This is a genomic window from Clostridium acidisoli DSM 12555 (assembly GCF_900176305.1).
Classification (GTDB): domain Bacteria; phylum Bacillota; class Clostridia; order Clostridiales; family Clostridiaceae; genus Clostridium_I; species Clostridium_I acidisoli.
In genome coordinates, this window is record NZ_FWXH01000003.1 from 40249 (window position 1) to 57808 (window position 17560).

Here is a 17560-nt window from a genome sequence, read left to right on the forward strand (position 1 = left end):
TATGATGGACAGTTTAATGTTAAATAATAAGCTTTATTTAGAGGGGAAGATATCTTCTAGTCTTAAATTTAGCCATGAAATGTATGGAGAAGGATTTTATACATTTAACTTGGATGTTCAAAGATTAAGTGATACTAAAGATAAACTTTTTGTTACCGTATCTGAAAGACTCATAAACGGAATGGATTTAAGTGAAGGAAAAGAACTAATTGTTGAAGGTCAGCTAAGGTCTTATAATAAGTTTGTAGATGGAGGAAACAGGCTAATTTTAACTGTGTTTGCAAGAAATATTGAACCACGTATTGAAAGAAGCAAAAATCCAAATCAAATATATCTAGATGGATTTATATGTAAAAAACCCATATATAGAACTACTCCATTTGGAAGAGAAATAGCTGATATGCTTTTGGCTGTTAATAGAGCTTACAATAAGTCAGACTACATACCAACTATTGCATGGGGAAGAAATTCAAGATTTTCTGAAACACTTAAAGTTGGTGATAATATAAGAATATGGGGTAGATTACAAAGTAGGGAATATCAAAAGAAAATTTCAGAGGAAGAGGTTTTGAAAAAAATAGCATATGAGGTTTCAATTTCTAAAATGGAGAAGGTAAATAAAGACGCAGAAAATGATGTAATACATGTAGATGAAAATTTTAATGAAGAGGACTATAAAATGAGTCCTGTAACTAAAAGTGCCATGTAAAAACTAAAAAAACGACAATTTATAATTGCCAATTAATAGTGACAAGTTCTATGGTTGTAATGATTTTTATCATCCAAACATAGAGGCTTGCCACTTATAATTTGGTATTGATGCATTTTAATGTAAATGTAAAATTATTACTTTCTTAAGTCATCCATTAATTTTGTTTTATCTTTTGTTTTATCATCAACAGTTTTTATTATTACTGCGGGGGTACCTGCAACAACAACATTGCTTGGTACATCTTCTACTACAACTGAACCAGCGGCAACAACTGCGCCGTTACCTATTTTAACACCTTCTAAAATAACAGAGTTTGCACCAATTAATACATCATCACCAATTTCACAAGGTGATTTGCTTGGAGGCTCAAGAACACCAGCAACAACTGCCCCAGCGCCAAGATGAACTCTTGCACCAATCTTACCTCGTGCTCCGACTACTGCATTCATGTCTATCATTGAAGCCTCACCAATCTCAGCTCCTATGTTTATTACCGCGCCCATCATTATTACAGCATTTTTTGCTATTGATACTTTGTCTCTAATGATTGCACCGGGTTCTATTCTAGCATCTATAGCTGTAATATCTAAAAGTGGAATAGCTGAATTTCTTCTATCTTGTTCTAATCTGAATTTCTGTATTTTATCTTTATTAGCAAGGATAAATTCTGATACTAAAGAACTTTCTCCAAACAATACATAAAAATTTTGAGCACCATAAATTTCTATATTTTCATTTGAAATATTGGCTAAGTCACCGTCTACATAGACCTTAACAGGTGTAGATTTTTTTGCTTCTTTGATATATCTTGCGATTTCATATGGATCAGTTAAATCGTAACTCATTTAAAATTCCTCCTAAAGTTTTGTTGTAAAGCAAGCATCGCTTATAAATTAAATAATAAAGTAAAACATTAGTCTCTGTACTAGTTTATTATATTAAATTATTAAAATAATTAAAAGAGAAAGTTTTATAAAATGCATTGCAGGATGATTTGATAAAATTTGTGAAATAATATATATTTAGTTTATTGAATAAATTAAAAACAGTAATTGTTCAAGGGACTAATATTATTTTTATAAAACATATTGAGGTGAAATGGATGGGAGAAAACAAAATAGCTAGAAATGTACAGAGTATTGAGTTGTCAGGTATTAGAAAGTTTTATAATAAGGTTTCTAAGATTGAAGGAGCAATTTCACTTACTTTAGGGCAACCAGATTTTCCAGTACCTTTAAAGGCTAAAGAGGCTATTATAAAAGCAATAAATACTAATAAAACAGGATATACTTCAAATGAAGGTATATTTGAATTAAGAAATGAGATTAGTGATTTTTTACAAAAACAAAAAATAAATTATAATGCTGATGAGATATGTATAACAGTTGGTGGTAGTGAAGGATTAATGGATGTATTTACTACGTTTGTAAATAGTGGTGACAAAGTACTACTTCCAACGCCGGCTTATCCTGCATATGAAAGTTGTATTAAGCTTCTTGGTGGAAAAGTAATAAATTATAAGCTTAATGACAATTTTTCAATTGATTTTGAAAGTATTACAGAGGCTATAAACAAGGAAAAACCAAAACTTCTAGTTATGTCATATCCTTGTAATCCAACCGGTGCTGTGCTTAGTGAAAATGATAGAAATAAATTATATGAAATTATAAAAAATGAAGACATAATTGTTATAACAGATGAAATGTATAGTTCACTTTGTTTTGAAGATGAATACTATTCTTTAGCTCAGTGTGAAGAGATAAAGGATAAAGTTGTATTGGTTAGTGGGTTTTCAAAAATGTTTTCTATGACAGGACTTAGAATAGGATATGTTTGTGCTGTAAGAACATATTTGGATTCAATTATAAAAGTACATCAATACAATGTGTCATGTGCACCTTCAATAGTACAATATGGGGCTTTAGAAGCTCTGAAAAGTTGTTCTAATGATGTAGAATATATGAAAAATGAATTTATTAGAAGAAGGGATTATGCATTTAAGAGACTAGAAAACATGGGGTTTCAGGTTAATTTACCTAAAGGTGCTTTTTATATATTTCCTTCAATAAATAATTTTTCTAAAAATAGTGAAGAGTTTTGCGACAGGTTACTTAACAATGCAAAAGTTGCTATTGTTCCAGGCAGTGCTTTTGGAAAAGCAGGGGAAGGACATATGAGGATATCATATGCATGTAGTTTAGAGGTATTAGAGGAAGCTTTTAATAGGATAGAGAAAGAACTTAAATAAATATTTTCAAAATAAATTAGCCTTGTTTATATAATTAAACAAGGCTAATTTATTTTGAAATTTATAACTTTTTCTTTGTATTAGTGCTAAATTAAAATCAACATAAGAAAATTAATAATAAAACGTTAAAAAAATAGCTATATTTTTATTTATTTATTAATATATTATTATAAATACTAAAAAAATGAATAAAAATACAATAATATATTTGTAAAAATACAGTAATATTGATGTAGACGCAATAAAAATACATTATATAAAAAAATTTAATGTTTAAAATACTATAATTCGACAATAAACGACACAAATTCTACTAGATATACAGGTGATAAATTAATAATGAATTTTATATATTTATATATATATTCATAATAAAATGGCTTGAATGTTAAATAAAACCACGTTGACAATGTGAAAATCATGTGCTAATATTTTAACATTATCAGTGATTATATGAATGACTAAATTAAATTTTTTGAGTAAGTATTACAAGATTAAATAAAATCATCTAAAATACAAAATGAATTAATAAAAACTTAATTTCATAAATATAATCTTATTAAGACAAAATAACACAAATACCGGAGGGGAAAAAATGCTTAAGTATATTTTAAAAAGATTAGTTTCAAGTATTATTACGATTTGGTTTGTAATAACGATAACATTTTTTTTAATGCATGCTATTCCAGGTGGTCCTTTCACAACAGATAGAAAGTTGCCGCCAGCTGTTGAACAAAACTTAAAAGTAAAGTTTGGACTGGATAAGTCTTTAGGTGGACAATATGAGACATATTTAGTTGGATTATTACATGGGGATTTAGGACCTTCTATGACTACAGAAGGACTTACTGTTAATCAAGTTATTGGAAATTCATTTCCGGCTTCATTAAAAGTTGGAATTTGTGCAATATTATTTTCGCTTATAATTGGGTTGATACTTGGAATAATTGCAGCACTTAAACAAGGAAAATTTTTGGATAATCTTTGTATGATAATATCTACCATTGGTGTTGCTGTGCCCAGTATGATTTTAGCTCCTATTTTAATATATGTTTTTGCAGTAAAACTTGGTGTGCTTCCTGCAGTTGGATTGGACTTGCCTTCCAATTATGTAATGCCTGCAATTGCACTTGGACTTTACTATATGGCATTCATTTCAAGACTTGTACGTTCAAGTTTGGTTGAGGTTGTAAGACAAGATTATATTAGAGTTGCTAGGGCAAAAGGTTTATCAAAGAGAAAAATTATTTTAAAACATGCACTTAGAAATTCGTTAATACCTTTGATAACATATCTTGGACCAATAACAGCTGGAGTACTTACTGGAAGTTTCGTAATTGAAACTGTATTTGGAATTCCTGGAATAGGAAGAGAATTTGTGCAAAGCATATCGAATAGAGACTATACAACTACATTAGGTGTAACCGTGTTTTTCTGTGCCTTTTTAATAGTTGCAAACCTTATAGTAGATTTATTATATGTAGTCGTTGATCCAAGAATTAAACTAGAAGATTAGGAGGAAGACAGATGCAATTTTCTAAAGATATGTTTGAATTTGTTCCCAAAGAGGAAAAAGATGCCAATAAGGTTATTAGACCTAGCTTAAGTTATTGGCAGGATGTATGGGGAAGAATTAGAAAAAATAAACTGGCTATGGCTGGATTGATATTTATAATTTTAATTTCATTAGCGGCAATATTTGTTCCTATGATATCAAAATATGATTATACAGCGCAAGATTTATCAGTGGCTGATTTAGGACCAAGTGGAGCACATTGGTTTGGAACAGATAAATTTGGTAGAGATTTATTTGTAAGAGTTCTAGTAGGAGCTAGAATATCTCTTACTATAGGACTTGTTGCAAGTATATTAAGTATTTTCATAGGAGTATTATATGGAGGTATTTCAGGATATTTTGGCGGAGTCGTGGATAACATAATGATGAGAATCGTTGAAGCTATATATGCTATACCAATGACAATATATGTTATATTAATAATGGTTGTTTTAGGACCTGGACTAAAAAGTATAATAATAGCACTTACAATTTCATTTTGGATTACTATGGCGAGAATTGTTAGAGGGCAGATTATGTCGCTTAAGGAACAAGAATTTGTTCTTGCAGCAAAAACAATAGGGGCATCACCACTAAGAATAATTTTAAAGCACCTTATACCAAATTGCATGGGACAAATAATTGTTACACTTACGCTTTCCATTCCAGATGCAATATTCCAAGAAGCATTTTTAAGTTTTATTGGTCTAGGAATTGCACCACCACTTGCATCATGGGGAAGTTTAGCATCGGATTCATTAGGAGGATATCAGCTGTATCCTTATCAGCTATTGTTTCCATCTTTAGCAATTTCTTTAACAATGTTTGCATTTAATGTTTTAGGTGATGGTCTAACATATGCACTAGACCCAAAAATGAGAAAATAGGAGGATTAATATGGAAAAGCTACTCCAAATTAATAATATACACACATCGTTTCATACACATGTTGGAGAAGTTCAAGCTGTACGAGGTGTTACGATAGATTTATATAAAGGTGAAGCAATAGGAATCGTTGGTGAATCTGGAAGTGGAAAAAGTATCACTATGATGACTCTTATGCGTTTACTTGATAGCAATGGTGACATAAAAGAAGGAGAAATTCTTTTTGAAGGAAAAGACCTAGCTAAGCTTTCAGAAAAGGACATGGAAAAAATTAGGGGAAATGATATAGGAATGATATTTCAAGACCCTATGACTTCATTAAATCCTGTATTGACAATTGGGGATCAACTTAGTGAACCATTAATTAAGCACAAAAATATGAATAAAAGTGAAGCAAGAAAAAAGGTTGTTGAAATGTTAGGGCTTGTTGGTATACCTAGTCCAGAAAAGAGAATAAAGCAGTATCCACACGAATTTTCTGGTGGAATGCGACAAAGAGTTATGATAGCTATGGCATTAATTTGCGAGCCTAAGCTATTAATTGCAGATGAACCAACAACAGCATTAGATGTTACAATTCAAGCACAAATATTAGAACTTATGAAAGATTTAAAGGAAAAATTAAATATGTCAATTATACTTATAACACATGATTTAGGTGTAGTTGCAGACGTATGTACAAGAATAAATGTTATGTATGGTGGAATTGTAGTTGAAAGTGGAACAGCAAGAGATATATTTTACAATTCAAATCACCCATATACATGGGGACTTTTGAAAAGTATTCCAAATCCAAAATTGGATATAAAAGAAAGACTTAAGCCAATTGAAGGAACACCACCAGACTTATTAAAGCCACCAGCAGGTTGCCCATTTGCAGCTAGATGTGAGCATACTATGAAAATATGCTTAGAGAATAGACCTGAAAATTATAAGATAAATGAAGGACATTATTCTGCTTGCTGGCTTAACCATCCTGATGCACCAAAAGTTGAACACACTTATGTTAGGAGGGATAGTTAATGGAAAAAAAGGATACACTAATTGAAGTAAAAAATCTATCTAAATTTTTTAATATTAATAAAGGGATTTTTTCAAAAAATACAAGTTATGTAAAAGCAGTAGATGATGTGTCTTTTAGCATAAAAAAAGGTGAAACATTAGGACTTGTTGGAGAATCTGGATGTGGTAAAACAACCACAGGTAGAACGTTATTAAAGCTTTATGAACCTACAGCAGGTGAAATTATATATGATGGAAAAGATATAGCTAAACTAAGCCCTAAAGATATGCTTCCATACAGAAGAAAGATGCAAATGATATTTCAAGATCCATATGCATCATTGAATTCCAGAATGACAGTTGGGGATATAATAGCTGAACCAATAGAGATTCATAAACTTATGAATAAAAATGAAAAACTTGAAAGAGTACAGTATCTATTAAATAGGGTAGGATTAAATCCTGATCATGCAAGTAGATATCCACATGAATTCTCAGGTGGACAAAGACAAAGAATTGGTATTGCAAGGGCACTTGCTGTTCAGCCACAATTTATTGTTTGTGATGAGCCAATTTCAGCCCTTGATGTATCAATACAAGCTCAAGTTGTAAATATGCTTGAAGATTTACAAGACGATTTAGGGCTTACTTATTTGTTTATAGCACATGATTTGTCTATGGTAAAACATATATCAAACAAAATAGGTGTTATGTATCTTGGAAAATTAGTTGAAATAGCAGAAAGCAATGAGCTTTATAAAAATCCGCTTCATCCATATACTAAAGCTCTTCTTTCAGCTATACCAGTTCCAGATCCAGATATGGCAGCAGAGAATAAGAGAATAATGCTTGAAGGTGAAATACCATCACCAATAGATCCACCACCAGGCTGCAGATTTAGGAATAGGTGTAGATATGCTAAACCTATATGTAGTGAAGTTCAACCTGAACTCAAGGACATGGGGGGAGAACACAAGGTTGCATGTCATCTATATTAAATTGCTAATTAATGAACTTTATAAACATAAAGTTTGTTAAAAATATAAAATATATATAAATATAAGGGGGACTCTTAATGTTAAAAAGCAAAAAATCAAAAATGCTTTCTATTGCAATAGCTACTTTAGTAGCTGGTTCACTATTAAGTGGTTGCGGAAGCAGCAGCAGTAGCAGTACAACTAGCAAGTCAGCACAAATTATAAAGTATAATTTAGGTGCAAATCCTAAAACTATTGATCCAGGACTAAACAGTTCTGTAGAGGGCGCAACTGTAATTGCAAATGCTTTTGAAGGTCTTACAGATGTTGATGCCAATAATAAACCACATCCAGGTGTTGCAAAAAGCTGGACTATATCAGCTGATGGTAAACATTATGTATTCCATTTAAGAAAAGATGCTAAATGGTCAGATGGTAAACCAGTAACTGCAAAAGATTTTGAATATGCTTGGAAAAGAGCATTAGCTCCAGAGACTGCATCAGATTATGCATACCAACTTTATTATTTAAAAAATGCTCAAGGATATAATGAAAGTTCATTACCTGCTGATCAAAAAACTCCTGGTGTTGCAGCAGCTACAGCTGATCAAGTTGGAGTAAAAGCAACTGACGATTATACTCTTGATGTTGAACTTGAAAATCCAACACCATACTTCTTGTCATTAATGGCCTTCCAAACTTACATGCCATTAAGAAAAGATGTTATTGATGCTCATCCAAAGGATTGGGCAATAAATGGACCAACTTATGTTTCTAATGGTGCTTTCAAAATGGTAGATTGGAAACAAAAAGATAAATTAGAATTTGTAAAAAATCCAAACTATTGGAATAAATCTGCTGTTAAACTTGATAAGTTAACTTACACAGTTTTGGATGATGAAACAAGTTATATGTCAGCATATCAATCAGGTCAAGTTGACATCATCGATGCACCACCAACAGAACAAATTCCTTCACTTTTAAAGAGTGGAAAAGCTAAATCTTATGTTAATATTGGAACATACTATTATAGCTTTAACTTAGATCCAACAGCTAAAGTTGATCCAGCTGTTGCAAAAGCTATGGACAATGTTAAGGTAAGGCAAGCAATTTCATTAGCAATTGACAGAACATCTTTAGTTAAGAATGTAACAAAAGCTGGTCAGATTCCTTCTACTACTTTTGTACCTAGTGGTATAATTGGACCAGATGGAAAAGACTTTAAACAAAAGAAGTATTATAGTGCTACAGCTGATGTAAAGAAAGCTAAACAATTATTAGCAGATGCTGGTTATGCAGATGGTAACAACTTCCCAAGTATAGAGTTAATATACAACAATGGTGAAGGTCATCAAAGTGTTGCAGAAGCAATTCAAGCTATGCTTAAGAAAAACTTAAACATTAATATTACACTTAGAAGTGTTGAAAGAAAAGTTCAATTAGATGAAACAAGTAAACACACATATACTGGAATGGCTAGAAATGGTTGGAGTGCAGATTATGTTGATCCAATGACATTCTTAGATATGTGGGTAACTGGTGGTGGAAACAACACAGCTGGTTATAGTAATAAAGCATATGATAAACTTATAGAAGAAGCTAAAGCTGAAACAAATGCTACAAAGAGATTTAAAGAAATGCATGATGCAGAAGATATATTAATGACTGATATGCCTATAATACCTTTATATGAATACAATGTAATTTCTTGTATGAAAGATTATGTTAAGGGCGTATACAGAACACCTATGGATACTGTATATTTCACAAATGCATATGTTCAAAAATAATTAATTAATAAAAAGAGATCTCCTATTTAATAGAAGATCTCTTTTTATTGCGTAATAGTTATATATTGCGAAGTAAAGACTAAAGAATTTTATCATAGCTAAAGATAGATATTATGGAAACAGATATCTACTTAAGTTTTTACTGCTACACAAAATTTAAGTTCGAGATACATGACCTTCGGTCAAAAATGAATGTCAATATACTTTAGATTATATATTTTAAGTTCAAAGATTTTTCGCATGCATAGCATAGAAAAATCATCATAGACCTTTTGCTGCAAGCGAATTCTCTCACCATTAACGGCATTACCGTTAATTCCTCCATTTTGCCACTCTGGCAATCTTTCACCTTTTTACTCACGTAGAAGAGTAAAAATCTTTAACCAGGTACTTCGTAATTTCTTTATATTAAGAAATAAACATTACAAGTTCAATACATTATCCATATTATATAAACCAGGTTTTTGTTTTGCCATAAATACGCAAGCCTTCAAGGCACCAACAGCAAAAACTTCTCTAGAAAGTGCAGTATGCTTGAGTTCTATTATTTCTCCTTCTCCTGCAAAAATTATTTCATGTTCACCAACAATAGTACCGCCTCTTATTGCGTGTACACCAATTTCAGAATGTTCTCTCTTATGATTACCGTTTCTTCCATGTACATATTGTGTGTTTTCATTTATAGAGTCTTTTATTGTATCACCAAGTAAAAGTGCTGTTCCACTAGGAGCATCAACTTTTTGATTGTGGTGTTTTTCAATAATTTCAATATCAAAATCTTCATAAAGCAGTGAACTTATATTTTTAAGTATGTTGTTAATAACATTAATTCCGATAGACATATTTGCTGAACGAAATATTGGATTTTTTTCACTAAAAAGTTTAATGCTTTTAATTTGATCCTCTGAATAACCGGTTGTGCAAAGAACAACTGGAATTTTTTTTGAAGCTGCAAATTCTAATATTCCATCTAAAGAATCTGGTCTTGAAAAATCCAATATAACATCTACTGGTATTGTGCATTCGTTTATATTGGTGAAAATGGGAAATTTTGAAATTGCATCAGATTTTCTATCTATGCCAGCTGATATTTCTATAGTATCTAATTTTTCAGAAGATGAATAAATCATCTTACCCATTTTTCCAGAACATCCAATTAATAAAACTTTAATCATAATATTATTCCTCCTTAAGTTCATATCCATAGTTAATAAGTGATGACTTTAAAATTTTAAGATTTTTTTCATCCATTGTACAAAGCGGAAGTCTTAATGATCCAACTTCCATACCAAGTAGATTCATTGCGGTTTTGACCGGAATAGGATTTGTTTCTATAAATAAAGCATTTGTAATAAAAAAAGTTTCTAATTGCAATTTTAGAGCTTTTTCAATATCACCCTTAAGATATGAAGTTGCCATTTCATGGACTTCATATGGCATTATATTAGCCAAAACGGATATTACACCTTTTCCTCCAATAGAAAGAATGGGTACAATTTGGTCATCGTTTCCAGAATAAATATCAAATCTATTTTTACAAATAGATTTCATTTTTAATATTTGACTTAGATTACCACTAGCTTCCTTAATAGCTATAATATTTTTTAGTGGACTAAGTGCAAGTAAAGTTTCAGGATTTATATTCATACCTGTTCTTCCAGGAACATTATAGAGTATAATTGGGATATTAAGTGAATCATTTATTGCTTTGAAATGTTCTATTAACCCTTTTTGTGTGGTTTTATTATAGTAAGGAGTTATTATTAAAACGCCATCAACTCCAATATCTTCAGCCCATTTACTCATCTGTATACTTGCTAATGTGTTGTTATTACCTGTGCCAGCTATAACTGGAATCCTTTTGTTAACCTTTTCTACTGTAAACTTTATTGTTTCTTTTTTTTCATCAGTAGTCATAGTTGAAGCTTCGCCGGTAGTTCCACATATTACTATTGCATCTGTATTTTTCTCTATGTGCCATTCAATTAATTCCTCAAGTTTTCTAAAATCAACACCATAATTAGTGAAAGGCGTTATAATTGCAACTGCGCTTCCTGTAAAAATACTCATAGAATCCTCCTCATATATAAATTGTTACAGTTTATTATATAACTTTATCATATATAAGTGTATAGTTTTTTAGGGGAGTAAATACAATTATTAATTTTAATAAATTATTTGGCTTGGATAAAATTGCTTAATTCATATTAAGTATATAAAAAATGAATAAATTTAAATAATATATATGATATTTCTAAGTATAGAGTGATATAATATATTAAAATAAACAGAATTTAAAGGTTGTGAAAATATATTTGGTATATCTTAAGCAATATAAAAAATATAAACGATAAAATTATTAAAACGTTAAAAAATGAAGAATATATACTAAAAAGCGTTAAAAAATGAAGAAGAGTTGTACTTAATGGTCAAATCTAGAATTGACACTGTTTTATTATTTATGATAACATGTAAAAAATGAATTTGGTATGAAAAACCAAAGCAATTTTGGATATTATTAAAGAATACATATATTAGTTAATAAAAAAAGAGTTATAACAAAATATTGTAAAAATACTATTTTTTCATTACGGTAATACAGTTGGATTTATAATGCTAGTAATCTGACTTTTACATTTATAAACAAATTTTAAGGGGGAAATCTAATGAAAAGCAAAAAATTATTAACAGTATTGCTTTCAGCAGCAGTAATCTCAACAATAGCACTTGCTGGCTGTGGAAGTTCTTCAAGTACAAGTAGTAGTTCAACTACACTGGACAAGGATCAGCACTTAACGCTTCCAATTCCAGCATCAGATGTTAAAACTCTTGATTCATCAAAAGGAACAGATATGTATTCATCTTATGTTCTTCAAGAAAGCATGGAAGCTCTTGGAAGAGATGAAATCAAAAATGGTAAGGAAACTGTTGTACCAGCAGGTGCGGAAAGTTGGCAGACATCACCAGATGGCCTTACATGGACATTTAAATTAAGAAAAAGCAAATGGTCAGATGGAAAAGATGTTACTGCTGATCAATATGTTTATGCATTAAGAAGGGCACTTGATCCAAATACAGCATCAGAATATGCGTATTTACTTCAAGGTATCGGTATAAAAAATGCTGACGATGTAAACAGTGGTAAACTTCCTACTGATCAATTAGGAGTAACTGCACCAGATGCAAGTACACTTGTTATAACATTGTCACATCCTTGTGCATATTTTGAAAAATTATTGAACTTTAAGTTCTTTATTCCATTAAGACAGGACATTGTTGAAAAAGCAGGAGCTAAATATGGTTCTACAGCTGATTCGTTAGTATTTAATGGACCTTTCAAAATAACTTCAATGGAAAGTGGAAGTAAAATTGAAATGGTAAAAAATGAAAATTATTGGGATAAAAAAGATGTTAAATTAGATAAAGTTACTTTTGATTTTATGGCTGATAACAATGCAGTTATGAATGCACTTCAAAGTGGTGAAATTGATGCAACAACTGTTATTTCAAAAGAATGGAACGATAAGTTCTCTAAAAACAGCAGCTTAGTTCATAAAACTTCACCATTACCTACAACTGGATATCTTGCATTTAATTTTAAAGATAAAAATAAATTAATGACAAATGATAAAATAAGAAAAGCCATAGCATTATCATTAGATAGAAAAGAATATCTTAACATTGTTGGTGGTGGAATAGGTACACCTGCTAATGATTATATACCAACAGACGTTCAGGCTGGTAGTGATTTCTATAGAGACAAAGTTAAATCTCCATTAAGCGAATTAAAAGGTGATCCAAAACAATTATTTAGTGAAGGTTTAAAAGAATTAGGAATGGATCCAGATCCATCAAAAGTTACAATTGTTGATACAGAAGCAGGTACTGATGCTGTAGCTAAAAAAGAGGGAGATCTGTTAATATCAGAACTTAAGAACAAAATTGGTGTAAATGTTAAAGTAAATTATGAAGAATGGAAACAATTTTTGCAAGATCAAAGTACTTTAAACTTCGAAATGCAAAGTGGTGAATTCTGGTCAGCTGACTACAACGATCCTATGACATTTATGGATATGTGGGAAACTTCTGCAACATCACAAACTAACGCTTATTCAAACAAAGACTACGATGCTTTAATTGAAGATGCTAAAACTCAAAAAGATGAATCAAAGAGAATTGAAGATTTCCAAAAAGCAGAAAAAATACTTTTAGTTGATGATGTACCATTTGCTACTACTTATCATCAATCATCAAGTAGTTTCACTTACAACTATGTAAAAGGAATTCAACGATTACCATTTGCTTCTGGAGCAGAAATCAAATATGCATATATTTCTGGTAAAGCAAGTAAGTAAATTTCTAGTAAAAACAATTAAGCGGCAGAGTTTTTCTCTGCCGTAATAATATTTTAATATACTTTTGGAGGGATAACAATGCTGAGATTTGTGCTGAAAAGATTTGCATACATGATAATAACCATATTTATTGTTATTACAGCAACCTTTTTTATGATGCACTCTATACCTGGTAATCCATTTGCGAGTCCTAAGAAATTACCAGCACAGACAGTAAAAAATATAAATAAAAAATACGGTCTGGATAAACCAATAACAACACAATATGTATTGTTTATGGAAAATTTAGTTCTTCATGGAGATTTAGGAGAATCATATCAATACCCAGGGCTTACTGTAAATAGTATAATAGCACAAAGAGCACCAGTTTCAGGTGAACTTGGAGGAGAAGCCTTAATATTGGGTTTTGCTTTAGGAATTATTCTTGGAATTGTAGCTGCCTTTAAAAAAAATCAATGGCAGGATTATACAGTCATGTTTATAGCAATATTAGGTATAGCCATACCATCGTTTGTTTTAGCAGCTTTACTACAGTATTTTTTCACGGTTAAATTTTCTGTATTCCCTACATCAGGATGGGGAGGATTTAAATACACAATATTACCAGCCCTTTCTATGGCTTTAGGTACAATAGCAGTTTATGCTAGATTTATGAGAAGTAATTGTATAGAAGTAATTGGACAAGATTATATTATGACAGCAGAAGCAAAAGGAGTTTCAAAAGTAGCTTTAGTTTATAAACATGTTTTAAGAAATGCAATTATGCCAGCAATTACAATGCTTGGACCACAAATAGCAATGATATTTACTGGAACATTTGTAATTGAAGTTATTTTTTCAATACCTGGAATAGGAAGATATTTTGTAAGTTGCGTTTCAGACAGGGATTACCCAGTTATATTGGGAACAACAATTTTTGTCGCAATCTTATATATAATATCAGTATTCGTTGTAGACGTTCTATATGGATTTATTGATCCTAGAATAAGACTTAGCGGTGGCAAAAAATAGGAGGAGAAAAAATGGCAGAACTTTCAAAGGAAAAATTTAAAATCATTGGATGCGAAAATAACAATTCCGACGAAATAGTCAGAAAAAATATTACCTATTGGCAAGATGCTTGGAGAAGATTAAAGCAGAATAAAATAGCAGTATTTTCTTTGGTTCTCCTAGTTATAATAGCACTTATGTCTATTTTTGCACCATTTTTTAGACCGTTTGGTGTTAATGGTGTAAGTCCAACTACTACTAATATTAGTCCAAATTCTTTACATTGGTTTGGAACAGATGATTTAGGAAGAGATGTTTGGGTTAGGACATGGGCAGGAACTAGAACTTCTATAATAATAGGAATTATAGGTGCATTTATAGAACTAGTTGTAGGTGCATTGTATGGTGGTATTTCTGGTTATGTTGGTGGTGTTGTTGATGATATATTAATGAGAATAGTTGAAATATTAAATAGTATTCCATACCTAATATTAGTACTTATAATAATTATTGTTATGAATAGTAATGGAATTATACCACTTATTATTGGAATGACCTTAACTGGATGGACTGGAATGGCTAGAATGGTTAGAGGCCAAGTACTTTCTATTAAGGAACAAGAATACGTATTAGCATCACAAGCTTTGGGTGCAAATTCATCTAGAATCATATTAAAGCACTTAATGCCTAATGTAATTGGTATTATGATAGTTGATGTAACTTTAGCAGTTCCAAGTTATATATTTGCAGAGGCATTTTTAAGTTATATTGGTTTAGGTATTAAATCTCCTAATATTAGTCTTGGTGCATTATGTTCCAATGCAACTCCTAATATGATGTTTTATCCTTATCAATTGTTTTGGCCTTCACTCGTAATAAGTTTAATAATGCTTACATTTAACTTATTAGGTGATGGATTATCTGATGCCCTTGATCCAAAACAACGTCAGTAAGGAGGAAATTTAAAATGGCAAAAATACTAGAGGTAAAAAATTTAAAAGTTTCATACCACACTTATGCTGGAGAAGTTCAATCTGTTAGAGGTGTAAGTTTTGACTTAAATGAGCGTGAGACACTTGCTATAGTTGGAGAATCTGGATGTGGAAAATCTGTTACATCCAAGGCAATAATGAGACTTATACAAACACCACCTGGTGATATAAAAGAAGGCTCAGAGATATTATTTAAGGGTAAAGATATTTTAAAAATGGAAGACAATGAACTTAGAAAATTAAGAGGCGGACAAATTAGCATGATTTTCCAAGATCCTATGACTTCATTAAATCCTACAATGAAAATTGGAAAACAAATAGCTGAAAGTATAATGATTCACAGAGGACTTTCTTCAAAAGAGGCTTTTGAAGAAGCTATAAAAATGCTTAAAATTGTTAATATACCAAATGCAGATAAAAGAGCTAATCAGTATCCACATCAATTTTCAGGTGGTATGCGACAAAGAGCTATGATAGCAATAGCTTTAGCTTGTGACCCTAACATATTAATTGCTGATGAACCTACAACTGCATTAGATGTTACAATACAAGCACAAATTATGGATCTTATGAAGGATTTACAAGATAAACTTGGTACAGCAATAGTATTAATAACTCATGATTTAGGTGTTGTAGCTAGCGTTGCACAAAGAATCCAAGTTATGTACTCAGGATTAATTGTTGAAAGAGGAAAAACTGATGAAATTTTTAGTAATCCTCAGCATCCATATACATGGGCACTTTTACAATCAGTACCTAGACTTGATACAGGTAATAAAGATGTATTATATTCTTTAAATGGAACTCCTCCGGATTTGTTAAGACCTCCAGTTGGATGTCCTTTTGCAGCAAGATGTAAATATGCAATGCCAATTTGTAAGGAAGAAATGCCAAAAGAAACTAAATTATCTGAAACACATTCAGTTTCATGTTGGCTTCAACACCCTATGGCGCCTAAAGTTGAGTCACCATTAAAAGCAGGAGGTGCAAAGTAATGTCAGAGAATAATTCAAATGATATTTTAATTGAAGTTAAAAATTTAAAAAAGTACTTCAATGTAGGACCAGGAGCTACACTAAAAGCTGTTGATGACGTTAGCTTTGTTATAAAAAAAGGTGAGACACTTGGACTTGTTGGAGAATCAGGTTGTGGTAAAACAACTTGTGGAAGAACAGTTTTAGGGCTATATTCTGCCACAGGTGGAGAAGTAAATTATGAAGGCGTTAACATACATCAATTAAAAGGGAAAGCTAAAAAAGATTTTACTAAAAAAGCTCAGATAATCTTTCAAGATCCATATGCATCGTTAAATCCAAGAATGACGGTTGGAGATATAATAGCTGAAGGAATTGACATTCATGGACTTTATAAAGGTGATGAAAGAACAAAAAAAATATATGAAATGCTCGATCATGTTGGACTAAATAGAGAACATGCTTCAAGATTTCCTCATGAGTTTTCAGGTGGACAAAGACAGAGAATTGGGATAGCAAGGGCTCTTGCTATAGAACCAGAATTTATAGTATGTGATGAACCAATATCTGCACTTGACGTTTCAATACAAGCGCAAATAGTAAATCTTTTAATAAAACTTCAGAAAGAAATGGGACTTACTTATTTATTTATAGCTCATGATCTATCAATGGTTAAACATATTTCCGACAGAGTTGGTGTTATGTATTTAGGTACTATGGTTGAATTTGCAACAAGTGATGCATTATATGCAAAACCACTTCATCCGTATACACAGGCACTTTTATCTGCGATTCCAATACCTGATCCGGAGATTGAAAAGACAAGAGAAAGAATCAAGCTAGAAGGGGAAGTACCAAGTCCTATTAATCCAAAACCAGGTTGTAGATTTGCAGCAAGATGTAAGTATGCAAAACCAGAATGTTTTGATAAAAAACCAGAGTTTAAAGAAGTAGAAAAAGATCACTTTGTTAGTTGCCATCTTTTCTAAGACACATTGGGAAAATAACAAGTCAAAGATGCAGGATAGACCAGCATATTGACTTGTTATTTTCTTTAAATATAGATATATGGGTGTTATA

Annotated in this window: 15 protein-coding genes; 12 read left to right on the forward strand and 3 right to left on the reverse strand. The window is 31.2% G+C overall.

The features are described 5' to 3' along the window. The first annotated feature begins 4 nt into the window (after positions 1-4). On the forward strand, positions 5-709 hold the full coding sequence (locus tag B8978_RS05335; protein WP_084115097.1) for a single-stranded DNA-binding protein: 705 nt from the start codon (positions 5-7) through the stop codon (positions 707-709). A 137-nt stretch (positions 710-846) separates the two neighbouring features. On the opposite strand, the gene dapD is transcribed toward B8978_RS05335, so the two are convergent. Beyond that, the gene (dapD, locus tag B8978_RS05340) at positions 847-1557 is read right to left on the reverse strand and encodes a 2,3,4,5-tetrahydropyridine-2,6-dicarboxylate N-acetyltransferase (protein ID WP_084114512.1); all 711 of its coding nucleotides are present in this window, start codon (positions 1555-1557) and stop codon (positions 847-849) included. A 257-nt stretch (positions 1558-1814) separates the two neighbouring features. Here dapD and B8978_RS05345 point away from each other — a divergent pair, with 257 nt between their 5' ends. The 6 genes from B8978_RS05345 (at position 1815) to B8978_RS05370 (ending at position 9169) form a co-directional block, all read left to right on the forward strand. Further along, complete coding sequence (locus B8978_RS05345; RefSeq protein ID WP_084114514.1) at positions 1815-2960, forward strand: pyridoxal phosphate-dependent aminotransferase; 1146 nt, start codon at positions 1815-1817, stop codon at positions 2958-2960. A 595-nt stretch (positions 2961-3555) separates the two neighbouring features. Continuing rightward, positions 3556-4476, forward strand: coding sequence for an ABC transporter permease (locus tag B8978_RS05350; RefSeq protein ID WP_084114516.1), 921 nt, complete (start codon positions 3556-3558; stop codon positions 4474-4476). Positions 4477-4487: 11 nt separating this feature from the next. Then, positions 4488-5402, forward strand: coding sequence for an ABC transporter permease (locus B8978_RS05355; RefSeq protein ID WP_084114518.1), 915 nt, complete (start codon positions 4488-4490; stop codon positions 5400-5402). Between the two features lie 10 nt (positions 5403-5412). Then, positions 5413-6423 carry an ABC transporter ATP-binding protein gene (locus B8978_RS05360; protein WP_084114520.1) on the forward strand — a complete coding sequence of 337 codons (1011 nt, stop codon included), beginning with the start codon at positions 5413-5415 and terminating at the stop codon, positions 6421-6423. Further along, entirely contained in the window at positions 6423-7400 is a 978-nt protein-coding gene (locus B8978_RS05365) for an ABC transporter ATP-binding protein (protein ID WP_084114522.1), read from the forward strand. The genes B8978_RS05360 and B8978_RS05365 overlap by 1 nt, the downstream gene beginning before the upstream one ends. Positions 7401-7477: 77 nt before the next feature. Beyond that, positions 7478-9169 (forward strand): peptide ABC transporter substrate-binding protein, encoded by a 1692-nt coding sequence (locus B8978_RS05370; RefSeq protein WP_084114524.1) that lies wholly within the window; start codon positions 7478-7480, stop codon positions 9167-9169. A gap of 422 nt (positions 9170-9591) precedes the next feature. Here B8978_RS05370 and dapB read toward each other — a convergent pair whose 3' ends face one another. Both dapB and dapA read right to left on the reverse strand, forming a co-directional pair. Continuing rightward, the gene (gene dapB, locus B8978_RS05375) at positions 9592-10344 is read right to left on the reverse strand and encodes a 4-hydroxy-tetrahydrodipicolinate reductase (protein WP_084114526.1); all 753 of its coding nucleotides are present in this window, start codon (positions 10342-10344) and stop codon (positions 9592-9594) included. Positions 10345-10348: 4 nt separating this feature from the next. Then, the gene (gene dapA / locus B8978_RS05380) at positions 10349-11239 is read right to left on the reverse strand and encodes a 4-hydroxy-tetrahydrodipicolinate synthase (RefSeq protein ID WP_084114528.1); all 891 of its coding nucleotides are present in this window, start codon (positions 11237-11239) and stop codon (positions 10349-10351) included. 596 nt (positions 11240-11835) lie between these two features. On the opposite strand from dapA, the gene B8978_RS05385 reads away from it, so the two are divergent. The 5 genes from B8978_RS05385 (at position 11836) to B8978_RS05405 (ending at position 17469) form a co-directional block, all read left to right on the forward strand. Continuing rightward, positions 11836-13524: a peptide ABC transporter substrate-binding protein gene (locus tag B8978_RS05385; RefSeq protein ID WP_084114530.1), complete on the forward strand. Its 1689-nt coding sequence runs from the start codon at positions 11836-11838 to the stop codon at positions 13522-13524. A gap of 78 nt (positions 13525-13602) precedes the next feature. Continuing rightward, positions 13603-14535, forward strand: a complete 933-nt coding sequence (locus B8978_RS05390) for an ABC transporter permease (protein ID WP_084114532.1) — start codon at positions 13603-13605, stop codon at positions 14533-14535. 11 nt (positions 14536-14546) lie between these two features. Continuing rightward, complete coding sequence (locus B8978_RS05395; protein WP_084114534.1) at positions 14547-15467, forward strand: ABC transporter permease; 921 nt, start codon at positions 14547-14549, stop codon at positions 15465-15467. A gap of 14 nt (positions 15468-15481) precedes the next feature. Continuing rightward, on the forward strand, positions 15482-16501 hold the full coding sequence (locus B8978_RS05400; RefSeq protein WP_084114536.1) for an ABC transporter ATP-binding protein: 1020 nt from the start codon (positions 15482-15484) through the stop codon (positions 16499-16501). Further along, positions 16501-17469 carry an ABC transporter ATP-binding protein gene (locus tag B8978_RS05405; protein ID WP_084114538.1) on the forward strand — a complete coding sequence of 323 codons (969 nt, stop codon included), beginning with the start codon at positions 16501-16503 and terminating at the stop codon, positions 17467-17469. The genes B8978_RS05400 and B8978_RS05405 overlap by 1 nt, the downstream gene beginning before the upstream one ends. Positions 17470-17560: the final 91 nt, after the last annotated feature.